General features: G+C 42.6%; 10 protein-coding genes. All 10 read right to left on the bottom strand.

The features are described from left to right. Window positions 1-42: 42 nt before the first annotated feature. The gene (locus MHH63_RS28380; RefSeq protein WP_341172332.1) at window positions 43-1,059 is read right to left on the bottom strand and encodes an HRDC domain-containing protein; all 1,017 of its coding nucleotides are present in this window, start codon (window positions 1,057-1,059) and stop codon (window positions 43-45) included. A gap of 210 nt (window positions 1,060-1,269) precedes the next feature. Then, complete coding sequence (locus MHH63_RS28375) at window positions 1,270-2,151, bottom strand: ROK family protein (RefSeq protein WP_051491338.1); 882 nt, start codon at window positions 2,149-2,151, stop codon at window positions 1,270-1,272. Between the two features lie 167 nt (window positions 2,152-2,318). Next, window positions 2,319-5,045, bottom strand: coding sequence for a hypothetical protein (locus MHH63_RS28370; protein ID WP_339281869.1), 2,727 nt, complete (start codon window positions 5,043-5,045; stop codon window positions 2,319-2,321). A 13-nt stretch (window positions 5,046-5,058) separates the two neighbouring features. Continuing rightward, window positions 5,059-5,922 (bottom strand): copper amine oxidase N-terminal domain-containing protein, encoded by an 864-nt coding sequence (locus MHH63_RS28365; protein WP_339172584.1) that lies wholly within the window; start codon window positions 5,920-5,922, stop codon window positions 5,059-5,061. A gap of 43 nt (window positions 5,923-5,965) precedes the next feature. Then, window positions 5,966-7,882, bottom strand: coding sequence for an Mbeg1-like protein (locus MHH63_RS28360; RefSeq protein WP_341144039.1), 1,917 nt, complete (start codon window positions 7,880-7,882; stop codon window positions 5,966-5,968). Further along, on the bottom strand, window positions 7,882-8,712 hold the full coding sequence (locus MHH63_RS28355; RefSeq protein WP_341144038.1) for a hypothetical protein: 831 nt from the start codon (window positions 8,710-8,712) through the stop codon (window positions 7,882-7,884). The genes MHH63_RS28360 and MHH63_RS28355 overlap by 1 nt, the downstream gene beginning before the upstream one ends. Window positions 8,713-8,752: 40 nt before the next feature. Beyond that, window positions 8,753-9,892: an Mbeg1-like protein gene (locus MHH63_RS28350; protein WP_339190243.1), complete on the bottom strand. Its 1,140-nt coding sequence runs from the start codon at window positions 9,890-9,892 to the stop codon at window positions 8,753-8,755. Window positions 9,893-9,977: 85 nt separating this feature from the next. Then, window positions 9,978-10,277 (bottom strand): WXG100 family type VII secretion target, encoded by a 300-nt coding sequence (locus MHH63_RS28345; protein WP_036684485.1) that lies wholly within the window; start codon window positions 10,275-10,277, stop codon window positions 9,978-9,980. 46 nt (window positions 10,278-10,323) lie between these two features. Further along, window positions 10,324-10,671, bottom strand: coding sequence for a WXG100 family type VII secretion target (locus MHH63_RS28340; protein ID WP_076281074.1), 348 nt, complete (start codon window positions 10,669-10,671; stop codon window positions 10,324-10,326). A 16-nt stretch (window positions 10,672-10,687) separates the two neighbouring features. Then, window positions 10,688-14,572: a type VII secretion protein EssC gene (essC, locus tag MHH63_RS28335; protein WP_341172331.1), complete on the bottom strand. Its 3,885-nt coding sequence runs from the start codon at window positions 14,570-14,572 to the stop codon at window positions 10,688-10,690. Between the last annotated feature and the right edge of the window lie 2 nt (window positions 14,573-14,574).

Below are 14,574 nucleotides of genomic sequence, written 5' to 3'. Positions count from 1 at the left end.
GGTGTAAGGAAGCCTTCGTCTTTTTGATATGATAAAAAGCTACTAGAAACTGGTCGCCATGCCCACTTTAGCAGCTTGCTCCCGCCGGAAATGAATGCGGATCAGCCGCAGACGTTCATAATAGCTATCCAGCCCTTCTGCTGCTGAAAAATCCTCCCCATACACCTTATGCAGCACTGGCTTTAGAAAAAGATCTCCTACCTCTGCATAGGCATTCCATATCGCCTCCTGCTCATTCTGCGGCACATTTTTCAGTTCTACCTCGATCAGTTTCTCCACGCAATAACCTTCTCTTTCCAGCCCCTCTACCGCTTCAATCAGTTCGCGACGGTTCACTCCACTGTTCACCTTAAGCTGTTCTAACCCTAACCCATTCTCGATCCCTTGCAGCAGAATTCGCCGTAATCGCAGTCTTTCTAGCTGTTTCTTATATTTGACCTCTTTCTGTTTATAGAGCCAGGATACAAAAGAATCCTCCTCAATTTCTTGGTGTACCCAATTCAAAGGAAAGGAGTGTTCCCTTGCAGCCGTAGAGGTTATAGCCAACCAATCCGTGCCATATTGGGCTACCTTTCCTTCCCCTACACCAGGGATCTGCAGCAGCTCCTCTGGTGTATGCGGCAAGAAAGTGCTTATCAAACGTAACAAACGATTGCTGGCAAGAATGTAAGGGGCTTTCCGTTCACTAGAAGCTCGGCTGCGGCGCCAAGCACATAACTCCTCATAAATAGCTTCGTTCCCATTATATTCACTGTAATATTGCAGCCTTAGCTGCTCCTGATTACGCCCGGTAAGGCCGTCTTCTTCATGAAATACGCCATCAATCAACGGCCGATAGCCATCCCCCATCTTCACCGCCAGCTCATGCCTGTAAACACAAAGCATTTCATTCCATGAACCACCCGCGTACCACAAATGCTCCTGTGTTTCCTCACCGCCTGAAAAATCACGCCAGCCCAGACTCCACACTCCTTCTTCCTCTCCAATCCATAGCTGAGCGAACACCTCTTGATCCACCCCAGATATTCTGGATAAGCGATTCATAAATACAATTTGCATATTCATCCCTGCCTTTCTAGTCTTCAGCAAGCACTATACCTACCGGTCTGAGCTACTTATTCGCTGATGTGAATGCCACACTGTCAGACTCGGAAAACGCAAAAAAGCACCACTCTCACGATAAACGTGAAAGAGGTGCTCCCTCATTAAATGCTATACTGTTAGATCCTACAATACCATATATTTCCTAACAGTCAATATCTTTTTATACTAGTTTCTTGCCAAAGCTAAAGTTGCCAGTCCAATCGCACCTGCAAGTCCTGCGTTATCTCCAAGCTGCGGTGGCACAACATAATTATCGATGTCGGTATTTAGCGCTGGATGCTGAACATAACCCTTCAGCAGCTCCTGCAGCTTGGTACGAATTAGCGGGAACAAGTGGCTTTGCTTCATGACACCACCGCCCATTACGATTTTTTCGGGAGACAGAATCAACACGTAATTCATAAGTGCATGTGCAAGATAATGAGCTTCCATATCCCAAGCTGGATGGTCAACAGGCAGCTCGCCTGCTGGTTGTCCCCAGCGTTTGCCAATCCCCGGACCTGCGGCTAACCCTTCAAGGCAATCGCCATGATAAGGGCAGTAGCCCTCAAACGTGTCCTCTGGATGTCTGCGAACTAGAATATGTCCCATCTCAGGATGAGACAATCCATGCACCATCTGACCTCCAACTACTGCTCCCGCTCCAATGCCTGTCCCAACCGTAATATAAAGGCAGCTGTCCAGACCTTTAGCCGCTCCCCATTTACTTTCCGCAAGCGCTGCACCATTCACATCCGTATCAAAACCGATCGGCACGTTAAATTGCTCAGCCATTGTACCTACCAAATTATATTGTCCCCAGTGAGGTTTTGGTGTCGTTGTTATGTAACCATAAGTAGGGCTGTCCAGCACGGGATCAATCGGTCCAAACGATCCAATACCAAAAGCTTCTACATTCTTCCCATTAAAATAGTCGATTACGAGTCCCATCGTTTCTTCCGGTGTTGTTGTCGGAAAGCTAACTCGGTCCAGAATGGTACCGTCCTCATAACCAATTCCGCATACAAACTTCGTTCCGCCTGCTTCAATCGCTCCCAATAACTTCATAGCAACTATCTCCCTTCTCCATTAAGCAATAATCCGCCATCCAGTTTGAAAATAAAAATTAATATAAAATAAAACAATCAACAGCCCTTATTATACGTTGGATGAAGCGCTATCACAATAATAAAACTCCCTTCATGCTTTTTTGCATGAAGGGAGACTATTGATGTTTAATTATTTAAGTCATCAAACATAGAGCCTTTTACCGTAACCTCAATTTGATCCAGCGGCTTAATGCCGACAAGCTTGCCCAGTGATTTGTACGCGTTGGTACTCTTGGAGAGCTCCACATCTGCCAGCCAAGCCTTAACATAGTACTTCCCATCTGGCATTTCAGCTGTAGTATAGACAGGAATATGGTCCTTATTAATCGTAATCGTCACCGTAGACTTTTCCGTGATCTTGTACATATTCTGATTCAAGCCCACATATTCACGGTATTTGAAATTGTTGAAGCTTCCCAGTGTACTAGACTGTGAGTAACCCTCTAATATATTCTTCCAGAATTCATGGGTGCCTTTATCACTTTCTCTTTCTTGTGAATATGGGATCTCTTCCACATCTTTAGTAAAGCTGTTCTCCACCGTCAGCAACTTTGCATCATTCACTCCGGTGTTATCCTCTACGGATAAAGCTGCTGGCTTTCTTGCAAAGTTATTCCCGTTTTTGCTCAGTGGTTCATTCCGCAGATTGACCGCAACTTTATCATTATTGATATACATAAGATCAGTTTCATATCGGAAAGAATTCGTAAGTTCCTCAACAAGATCCTTATGGTCCTTCGTGTCTTTATCCGTATCTTTAAACGTAACTGTCTCCAGTGTAAAGGTATACGTTCCAACAGGATTAAAATAATATCCGGATTTAATCGGATAATCATACCCTTGAAGTTGCTTATCCGTCGCAAACACGGCGGTATCATAATTAGATTTGTCGTTAAGCATCTTTTTAGCGGTAGCTCTGGCTTTCTTATAAGCTTGAGCCATGCTATTCTCTACCTTCCAGCCGATGTCTCCGCTTGCCTGTTGTGTGAAGATTCGCTCGAATTGCCCCTTTACTTTCGTCCAATCCTGTAAGTTCTTATTCTCATCTTCATGAGCCATCCAGCGGATTACATTATAATTGTAAGGCTCACTTGTCCAGAAGAGCTTTCGAATCAAAGAATCCGCTTTATTCTTGTCTATTGAATTCTTGTACAGCTTAGGTGCTATTTGTTTGGCCCCATTATAAATATAAGTCCGAATGGTTTTGACATCCTCACCTGGTGTAAACGGAGCTGAAGTGCTGCCGCTCTCCGTATATGTTTGACAAGATTCAACATCTTTACCTTCCCCGTTCTTTGTTGTGCTGCACACCTGATAATTACGAGTGAAATTTCTGCTCACAGTACCCTGGAAACTGATATTACCTGACTTTTGATTAGGTGTATACGGAGCCGGATTAATGTACCACTTACCGTTAACAGGATCATCACCAAAATCAGGGCGCTGTAGACTAGCTATGATGTCAGGTTGTCTAACTATAGTACTGGCGGCATCGTTAACCAGCGGATTATTCTCCACACGGAAATAACGATAGATAGTATCCGTATTATTGATTACTTCCAAAGCGCCTGTAGCATTCCCACTCCAAGTAAAATCAGAATATTGCGGTTGTAGAACAGCCTTTATAGCAGCGCCATCGGCTAACCCGAATTTCACTTTTTTCGATAACACATTATAATCCAGATCGAAGGAGCCTTTAGTTGTTGGCATCGAGTTGACCTTCTTAATCCATCCGTAAATCTCATTATTTCCGTAAAAGACTTCATTAGGTGACTTCAGCCTGTTCAGATTAAACTGGATGTATACGTCCTCATCAGGCATTGTAAATGTCGCGAAAAGAATATTGTCAGCCGTATTAGCCGCAAGCATAATTTCACCTGCTAACGTTGACGCATGACCATGGTATCTTACAGGGATTTCCTTTCCGTTACTCGTGATCTTCCAAGCGTAATCTGTTGTTTTCTGGGTGGCGAAGCTGGATCTGAGTCTGATTCCAACGGTTACCTCTTGTCCAGCTACCGCGCCGGTTGGCAAAGTTTCGAAATGAGGGGATAAATCATTTACCTGCAAAATAAACGGTGCGATAGGAATGCCTAAGTAAGTAATATTTCCGTTAGAACCTTGGATGTAAATCCTCCCTGATCCCCAAGACAGATAGGTAGGCGGTTGCAGGACGTGAACATAATCTATCCATCGCCCTCCCTTAGACGGTGTAGTATTCTGAGTGTATACAACCCTGTCTTTATACTCCTTGTCTTGATTGTTATAGATGAACCGTTCATATTTCTTACCGGCATAGCTCAGGTTTAGTCCAGTAAGAATAGCCTGCTCAAAAGTCCCGCCGGAATTCACTAGATACTCAATATCCCTACCTACAAATGCATCAAAATCATTTTTTCTAATTTTGTAGCTTGATTTTACGCCAGAGTCCTTCCAAGGTTCCTTAATCATATTAAAATTCTGAATTTGAATCCCGCTCCATCCAGCATACCATGGAGCTCCCTCAGTTGAGACCGAGTCCCCATCAATCGAATACCCGGAAAAAGCAAACATATTGCTATGCTCAAGCCATTCATGATTTCCACCATAGACAATCTCAAAATTACTATTGTTAGATTTTATCTGGTTTTGTAACAAATCCTCTCTTAACTTTCCTTTATTAGTCTCCATTGTGTAATAATTAGATTTTTTATAGAGCTCCGCCATATCTTTATTGATCTTCTCGATAACAGCTGTCGCTGTTTTTGGAAGATTGTTAGAAGTATCATTCACTGACTCTTCAGAGAAAACTGAAGAAGCTATAGATTGGAATAAGAATATTGTCACTATACTAAGCCATATCGATTTTTTCATACCTTCACCTCTCCTACTTCGGCCATACTGCGATTCCTATATCCCCCATACCAGGAGAGTCTACATCAATTTTATAATCTTTGCTTTGGAAGACTTTATAATCTAGCTCATCCATTCTTTTTGTTTTTGTTCTAACATACTTCATAATCGAATCTACGACATCGCCCTCAATGTTTTGTCTAAGAATATTCTCCGCTTCCTTCGCCTCCAGTGCAGGGTCAGAGCCTATATTAGTAAATGTAATTGTAATTTGAAAAAGATACTGACCTGCTTTCCGATCATCATTGTTGTATACTGTCAGCTGTGAATCGGTAATATAAGTCGACTCTAGATTGGCCCCCAGATGGGTATACGGGATTTCAAACCCATGAATCGTTACCGTCTTGGCTCCATTCGTTGATTCTCCCGTAGCAGGCTTATCAGAGGTAGCTATTTCACCTGAAGGAGTAGTGATGTAGACCGTCTTCACAGCATCATCCCATTTCACGTTTACACCGAGTCCTTCATATACAAATCGAAGTGGGACAAAAGTTCTTGACTGTTTGAACAATGCAGCCGTGTCCATTTGTTTTGTTTTTCCATTGAGCTCATAACTCTTTTTCCCGATATAGACACCCATTGTTTTGCCTTCAAGCGAGATTGTTGCCTTTTTAGCCTTACTGTCCCATAACACCTTAGCTCCAAGCGCTTCACTTATAAAACGCACGGGTAGCTGTACCCTTTGCTGCGCATCGATAAAAGGCTGGGCGTCTGGAAAAATAACTTTTTCTCCATTTACTACTACTCTCAATGGAAGACTTGCTGCAAAACCTGAAAATGCAGAAGTCATCAGGGATACCATTAGTAATAAAAGCAGCGAACTAATTATTTTTTTCATATAATTGCTCCTCTCAAATTTATCTTTCTATTTCCTGATATAATTAGTTCAGGTGTATTGTGGTAGTACTTGCACGGGCAGCAGCAACAATTTTAGATTCAATCTCTCGATATTTTGTAACAGTGTATCTTAAACCTGCAGTTTTTCCGTTTATCGCTGTTGTTACACGATTTTTCTGCGTCCGGACTTCATTGCTTAAACGTTGAACTTCTCTTAATTGAGCTTGAACATAAGATTCACTGTAAGCCCTGCCCACGTTAGAACTTACTCCAGAAGCTATAGATAATATCCTCTCGACGACTTCAGCAATGCTCTCTTCCTTACGCACCAGACTTTTCTGCAGACTCTCCAGTTTATCCATATTCGCCAAGATCTTAGCTCCTTGAATGACACTAGCAGATGCAACTGCAATCTTCGTAATGGTTTTCGTTACGGTCGATTTAACATTGCTGATCGCTGAATCTTTAATCGTGCGTGCGCCAGCGATAAATTCTTCCTTTGTTTTCTTAATTTTAGATTTTACACTTTGGAATATATCCCCCATTTTCTTCATCGCTTTGTCTTTTACACTAATCCAATATTCCTTCTGAGCTTCAACATATTGAATGGCATTCTCTACAAAACGATTGAAGCCCTCTTTCATTTTCGTCATAAAATCAGAAACTGCGTGCTTTACCTTTTGTGAAAACTCCGCAATTTTATCACCGATCAAATTAGTCACTCGGACAGCTTCTGTCACCATATTCGTTACAAATTCAACACTTTGATTATAAAAGGAAACTACTCTCTCCTTGATATCCTCCACCCTTTGCTCAATCCAGGGAATCACACTGTCAATTACAAAACCAATCATATAAAGCGCAACCAGAGCTTTTATAGTGACAACGAGCGCAGCTAACGCTGCAGTAAGCGCCGCAGTAACAACTGCAACGGGCCCAACTGTCACCATTAAAAGTCCAACTACGGCTACTCCCGCAAACGCTAATGGCCGCAGATCTACTTCCCCATCCAATACTTTGAAAACCCCTTCGACCAATGCTTCCTTTAGGGGGCCCGGCACAATTTCCAGACCAACTGTAATATTATGCACTAGGTTAGGAACCAAAGCCCGAGTCTGTGACTCTGAACGTTGAAAGGACTCATTGTTCCCGTCGATCTTCAGTGAGAATAAGGAATGATGTGGCAGGACGGTATTCCTTTCAGATTCAGTATCAATGTAAATACCTGCCGATGGATTTTGAAATAGGGCCGGAACGATGTCATTTTTATTTCTGAACTCTTTAATTCTGTCATTCTCATTCAATTCGTCTATAGTGGCCCTGTGTTTATCAAGCAAGGTTCCATTAAATCCCGGTGCATTAAACGTTGATGCGGAAGTTAGTTGGTTCCGTAAATTCTCAGGTAATATAAAAGAGGAATATAGGGCTAGATTACCTCCTAGCGAGTGCCCAGTCAGAAACAATTCATAACCCGCATCTATTTTGAAATTATTCATATATTCTTTAGCTTCCGCCTGTTGTAAAGATTCAAGGGCATATGCAGTTGTTCCGTTGTTTTTCCAGTCATTATGGTAAAGCGGGTTATCCATTGGTTCACTACCCCGGAACGCCGCTACCTTTGCCCCGTTCTTGGTATCTACTGTAAATGCAACAAAACCTGATTCCTCTTTTTTATTATGAGAGACGATATTGGAGATTTCCCAATTCTGATAATCAGATATATTCATCTGCTCTATGAGATCATTCCACTGCTTGTATTCTTTGACTCCGTTAAGATCGTCAGGAAAGCGTTCTTTTAATTGTTGCTGACCTGCGGGAGAAGCGTAGAAGTTGAGAACTTCGCCGAGAGTGATTTTTTTATATAATGCATAAGTTTTTTCCAAATCCTTAATGTTGAGTATATCTAAATAAACAAGTTGCGAGATCTGCTTTAACTCTACCTCTGTAAGCGTATCGTCCATTACAATCCCCCTCTTTGTTCCATTCTTTTTATTCTGTCCTCTTTCCATATATCAAAGAATTCTCTAATCTTGTCTTGAGATTCTACAATCTTTCCATCAACTCCTAATTTGAATCCAGCCATTGTAACTATATTAATAATTCCTGTTTTTTTAGTTTCGTCACTAAAATATATGTCAACACTTTCCTCTGCCTTTTTGACCTCTTCTAATCGACCATAGGCCTCTGGAGTGAGGTATCCTATCCCTATCAGACTACTCACATATTTATTTTCTGCTAGTATTTTTGCAAAATCCATATATTTTCTCATTTCTGCCTCTTGGTCCATATCTCCATTACCATCAACATAGTTATCACTATTTAAATAGACTGAAATCACCAGCGTATTCGTTGGATATAACTTCAGAAATTGCTCGTAGGAAAGCTTTGTATTGTTATGCTTGGGGTAAACCAACCCCGTTTCGTTGGCAACGATAATTTTACTGTCAGGCCAAATGCTAGCAGCGATTGCTTGAATCATTGGTTCGTCTTTTTTTGCTACCACCTGGTTTAAATAGTTGTCATACACCTTTTCCAAATCCTTCGTGATTTCCACCCGTACATTAATCGTGTCATCCTTCTTAGGATGCACAGTCGCCTTCAATGTATTGTTGTTCATCGTTCCCCAACCGCCGCCTATGCCATCAAGGATGAATTCCTCGCCATACTTTTCCTGCAAGGAGCTCAAAATTTTCTTTTCACTTTTCTCCTCTCTAGAGCCACATCCCATAAAGCTGAACATTGATAATATCAACATCAGAGTCAACACCTTCCTTGTATAAATCTTTTTCATGCTGGCTTCACTCCTTTTTGATGGCGATTCCAGTTAGTAATCAGAATTCAAAATCCAGCTTCAATTCTGGAAATTTGAGCATTTGATTCATGGTTGTTTCAACCACCTTATCTAGATGTAATGTCATTTGGTTCGTTAGTTTCTCCATACGTTCCATGAGGGCATTTGTCAGTTTATTCAACCATTCCTCTACATGGTCCATCAGCTTATCCCCTACCGGACTGCAAATCAGTAGGATGGATAAGACAGCTTGCGTGATTTCATTAAGCTCTTCTGCTATTCCCGCTGCCTCTAGCATGGCTGCTTCAGATAGTTGTTCAAATTTCGCAGAGATGTCATCGAATAAGAAGGATTCCGGAATATTATTCATTTCGGTTCTCCACTCGCTGAACTTCGCATCCAACATTCGTTCATATTTGTGGGCAATTTCAATCAGTGCACCTCGCACTTTTCCTACATCCAACTGATCTATTAAGGTAAATATCACGTAACCCAAATGGTCCGATGCAGCTTCTGTTAGTCCGACGGTATCCCCAAATCCACTCATAACAGCATCAAAAACAGGCGTATGCTCTTCCGTTAGGATATTAATCTTGGATAGCAAAGCATAGGCATTCCCTTTTTCACCTATAATCACATTCCCCTCAGCGTCAAAGGTATAGCGCTGCCAAAGCGAATCAGGAATTAGAAATTCCGTTTCTTCTATACCCGATTTAGCAAATACAATCTCTTCGTTGTGTTTGCCTAACGCGGATACAAGACTGTTATAAGCCACAATATTTTTAACCTGAAGCTTTCCCTTTTGCTCCACAGTCAGAATGTTTGCTATACCTGGTGCGTCGAATACCACACCACCAATCCCCTCATTAACCGTTGCTGCATAAAGAGCTAAGGCACCGCCCATGGAATAACCAGTAACCTGGCAATCCTTCTCCCCTTTGTTTTTTAATAAAAATCTTGATGCTTCCTCCGGCATGCTGCTCTGACCGCTTAACAGAGACTGCAGATCCGCAAGCCAATCTTTTCCTTTATATGTAAAGATAATTAATCTATCATCATGCTCATCTCTATAGGCATAGGCTGCTGCACCAGCAAAAGCCAGACTATCCGTCAGTTCGAGACCGTCTGCTGCTTCTACAACTGATGCCAGTGTTATGTATTGTTGTTCGGTCAGCTTCACTTACAGATCCCCCCAAATAAATTCACATTAAAATCATACTAACAAGGCAGATGGCTCAAAATCTGCCTTGTTATGTATGCCAGCATTATTTTCCACGCAGTTTACTTGCCATTTCTTGCTCGGCTTGTTGCTTGATGTTAGCAATTTGCGTTAGGTTCTTACTGATATTCTCTACACAGAGAACCATTTCCTTAAAACTAGGCATAAGTCCATCGAATTGTTGTATAAAAGCTGTTTGTGATTCTCCTTGCCACCAACCGCTAACGGCATGAATTTCAGATTGCAATTGTTTGATAAGAGTATCTGCATTATTTGCTTTGGTTTTAATAGACTTAGCTACACCTAGTGCCTGATCCGGATTAAATGTAAGATTGTTTCCCGCCACATTATTCACCTCCTTTCAAAGCATTTATATCTCAACAACCCTGTCATTACTTCTGGCTTTGCTTTTGTTTTTCTAATTGCTTTTGTTTCAGTGCCTCTTGCGCCGCCTTCTCTGCTAGTCTTCGCTTTTCTTCTCTTTCCTGTTCAGCACGGATCACTTCTGAAGCCACTCTTTGGACCCCACTTTCGAGCCTACCCAGCATTGTGAGCAGGGTCTTCATTTCGCTATCCAGCTCGTTGTATTCACTTTGAAATGCCTTAGAAGCCGTACCGGTCCAATAGCTGGCCGATTGTGTATAATCGCTTTGCAGTTTTTTTGAAGTACTGTTTACTTCATTAGTTAGACTATGGATCTGTGAAGCGTTTCCCCTGATTTCTGATGGACTAACTGACACTAGCTACACCTCCATCCTAAACTCCTACTCCCGCATTAACTCGATTCTCCTTACTCCATACGGCACATCTTAATCCGGTATATTTATTCTTTACAATGAGATAGCCATCACCTTGCTCCCCTTCTTTCTCCTGGGTTCCGTAAGGTAAAGAAACATTGTAAAGATTTTGTTCTTTCATTCTTCCTAGCAAAATCCCGGTCTGTTCTTCTCGGATAGTCTTGCCCAAGGAATCCCAATTAGAGGTAAGATCACTTGTGTTATCTGCCGCTAGAACAGCTACCTTCATACCGCGTTCTTGCTTCACAATTCGTTCAATCAGCTCATGCAGCATGTACTTGTCTCCGCTCGTAAATTCACTTAGACGATCAATAACGAAGATGATCTGCTTCCACTGTTTCATCAGAGCGCCAACGTCACCACCGGACATTCTGCATGAGAGAAGCTCACTGCGTCTAGTTTCCAATTGTTCTTTGATCCCATCAATGAAATTGTCCAAATCATCCACGTTCGATAAATCCGTTACGTAAGACTGTTGTATCAGTTCATAAATGCCCATAGCAGATGAATCCAGCGCATATACCTCTATATCCTGCTTTTCGCTCATCAGCTTCATCCACGATACAAGTAAAGTGCTCTTTCCTGACATAGGCTCTCCAGCTATCATCAGCACTGGTGTTGCAACAAGGTCTATAAACACAGGCTGTAAATCATTGTTGCCCAAGCCTATGGCCAGTTGCTCTGTATTATTATTGAGCTGCCGCAGATCAATCGTAGAAGGCATCACCGGAATTGGTGCGGCTCCACTTAGATTCAAAGCCTCCATTCTCTTCAAGATGAGCTCGGTAGCGGAATGTTGATATTCAGGAAGCGAAGTCTGAAATTCCAAAGGCGGCTTGCCTCTTACCAATCCTCTGCCTGCAACCTTTGCGGGTTCCAAGCCTTCCGTTCGTCCTACAATACCATCATATTCACTCTTCTCAGTCATCTGGAAGCTGATCGCCATTTTGAAGTTAACCGAAAATTTATATCTGACCAAAGCACTATTGGTTGCTGTAGCGACCATATAAATACCGTATTTAAAACCTTCACGAGCCAGCAGCACCATTTGAGCGTCAAAATCTTCGTAGGTCTCCGATAAAGCAAAGTAGTTGTCGACTATGACTATAAATGCGGGCAGTTTTCGTCCACTTCTACGGTAATCATTGAACCCTTCACTTCCATTATTTTGAAACAGCGTTCTTCGATCCTCCATAACCCTGAACATAAAGCGCATAAATTGGTCAATTTTATCTTCTTGTTCCAGTGTCATTACCCCACCGACATGAGGAAGCTTCTCCATAGCTTTAAGTGAGCTTCCGCCAAAATCCATAATATAGATATTGACGTCATCCGGCGGATACATCAGAGCCATCGATAAACATAACGTTTTGAGGAACACAGTTTTACCTGTACCCGGCGTTCCATAGACAAACAGATTCCCCTCAGATGCAAAATCTATCTCCAGCGCTTCCTGTCTCTGTCCTCTTGGATCATCCATGAGCCCCACTGGCACACTGAGCAGTTTCTGCTGCTGCGGCCATCTACCTTCTGCTAAGCTATTCGGCAGCAATAAATCGAGGTAGACTACATCAGGCAGTGGCGGTAGCCAAGGCCCCTTCATTGGAGAAATCCCATATTGCTTGGCGGTTTCTGTAATGTATTCAACCATGGCATGGAGCTGGGAAGCGGACTCATTTTTGGAGATTTTCTCTTCTTCAAGCGGAAAGATCTGCTCGCTTCTACCATTCAGAGCTACCTTATAGATTCGTTTGGGCTTGTTCTCCTGTTTCTGTAGTTCGCCTTTCGGATCATAATCAGCACCAGAATACGCAGATTGGAACAACTCAAAGATCTCATCATTTCCGACCTGTATATACGCCCGTCCCGGTTCCTTAATCATGGCCGCATCAGGACGTTTAATAACATCCCTACTGTCAGCCTCATCCTGCACTTTAAGACATATTTTAAATTTCGAGTTACTCCATATCTGGTCATCCACTACGCCGGCAGGCTTCTGGGTGGCAAGGATCAAATGGACGCCAAGGCTTCGACCTACCCGGGCCGTACTTACAAGCTCTTTCATGAAATCCGGTTGATCCTGCTTAAGCTCCGCGAACTCATCCGCAATCATAATCAGATGGGGAATAGCTGGCATGTCACCTTTTACATCTTTGCTATAAAATAATTTCTGGTATTTATCAATATTGTTCACGCCATATTCCGAGAAGACACGTTGCCGCCGCATGAGCTCACTTTTGATAGACAATAGTGCTCTCGTCGTTTGATTTCCATCCAAATTCGTAATGGTACCGACCAGATGAGGCATTCCTTTAAATACATCTGCCATGCCTCCCCCTTTGTAATCGATGAGAACAAAAGCAATATCATGGGGATGGTAATGAATGGCTTGGGATACGATGATACTTTGCAGTAACTCACTTTTGCCAGAACCTGTTGTTCCGGCTACAAGACCATGGGGCCCAAACCCCGTCTCATGCATATCTAAAAATAAAGCTTCTCCGCCAGCTCTCACCCCTATAGGTACGCTCATGCCCATATAGGTTTTGTTGCGGGTCCAGTTCAGAATTACATTTACTTCAGACACCTTTTCGTTCTGTAGCATTTCCATCAGCGTGATGGAGGATGGAAGCGAGAAACTAGCACTTGAATTTTTAATACGAAGCGGTGCGAGCTTTCTCGCGACTAGATCTAAATCATTTATGTCTGCCTGGTCTGGAGTAAACACGATCTTCTCTCCGGTTAATCGATTGGCCATTTCACCACTTTTTCCGTTTAAATGAATAACCGTTTTACAGTTCATGGGCAGATAAGCGGAATTCTTGGCGATAAAAAGGGTTGATACTCCAAGCTTTACACTGCCGTTGTACAAATATTTACTGATTAGCTCATTCTCAAGCAAGGAAGCGTCCTCTACAATAAAGAGATAATGGGGCAATACACCACCGCTCAAAGACCTCATCTCCCGTTCCTTCAAAGAGCCATAAATCTCGGACAAGGTCTGATGGGCAATGGCTTTACCACATAAAAGAAATCTGATATTAAACCCGTCATCCCATAGATGGGGTACAAATTTCAGCCAATCCCATTTCTCCAATTCATCCTCTGCGGCAAGAACAATAACCCTGACATCGTCATAACCATGATGAGTCACAAGCTGTAGCAGCATCAGCTTTATTAGCACAGCTGTTTTATCGCTTTCACCGGCAATCCCGCATATTTCGGAAGTCACCAGATTAACCGTTATGGGAACATTCGAGACCTTCTCGAATTCCATGGCCAATCTCTGCGGCTCCATCAACAGCGGGTCCGTTTCAAGGATGATCGCCTGTTTGGTGTATTTGATGTGCAGTTCCAGCGGTACACTTCCCACCCCGATCCGCAGAGCCAGAAAATCATTATGTGAAGGCGTTTTTTCCCATAGCTTGTTATCCCTGCGCAGGATTCGTTGCACACATTCCGCAGGTTCCGGGCTCATTTCATTCATGGCTTTTACCTGTTGTTCGCGAGCTATCGACAATTCGCTGCGGACATCGGTTATAAATTGAAGATATTTTTCTTCCCGTTCCTTCTTCTTTAGCTTATATTTCCGAATCTGAGAAGTTGCTCCTGTCAATGACCCAATCAGTGTCATTACTGTAGTCGCAACTGAGATCAGTAAATAGATAGACTGTGAAGTCATTGCGATTAATACGGTAATAATCAACATTACGATAGGTGGAAGCAATATTCCGAACCAAGAGATTTCTGGTTTCTCGTTAATCATAGGTGGATTAGGAACATCAATTTCTCCCCGGGGCATATCCGGTAGGAAACGGGGCTGACGACTGAATTCATAGCTCATTA

This window comes from Paenibacillus sp. FSL H3-0310 (assembly GCF_038002785.1).
In the GTDB taxonomy this organism is placed as follows: Bacteria; Bacillota; Bacilli; order Paenibacillales; family Paenibacillaceae; genus Paenibacillus_AQ; species Paenibacillus_AQ odorifer.
Note: the sequence above shows the minus strand (reverse complement) of the source record. Positions and strands in the feature narration are given on the sequence as shown.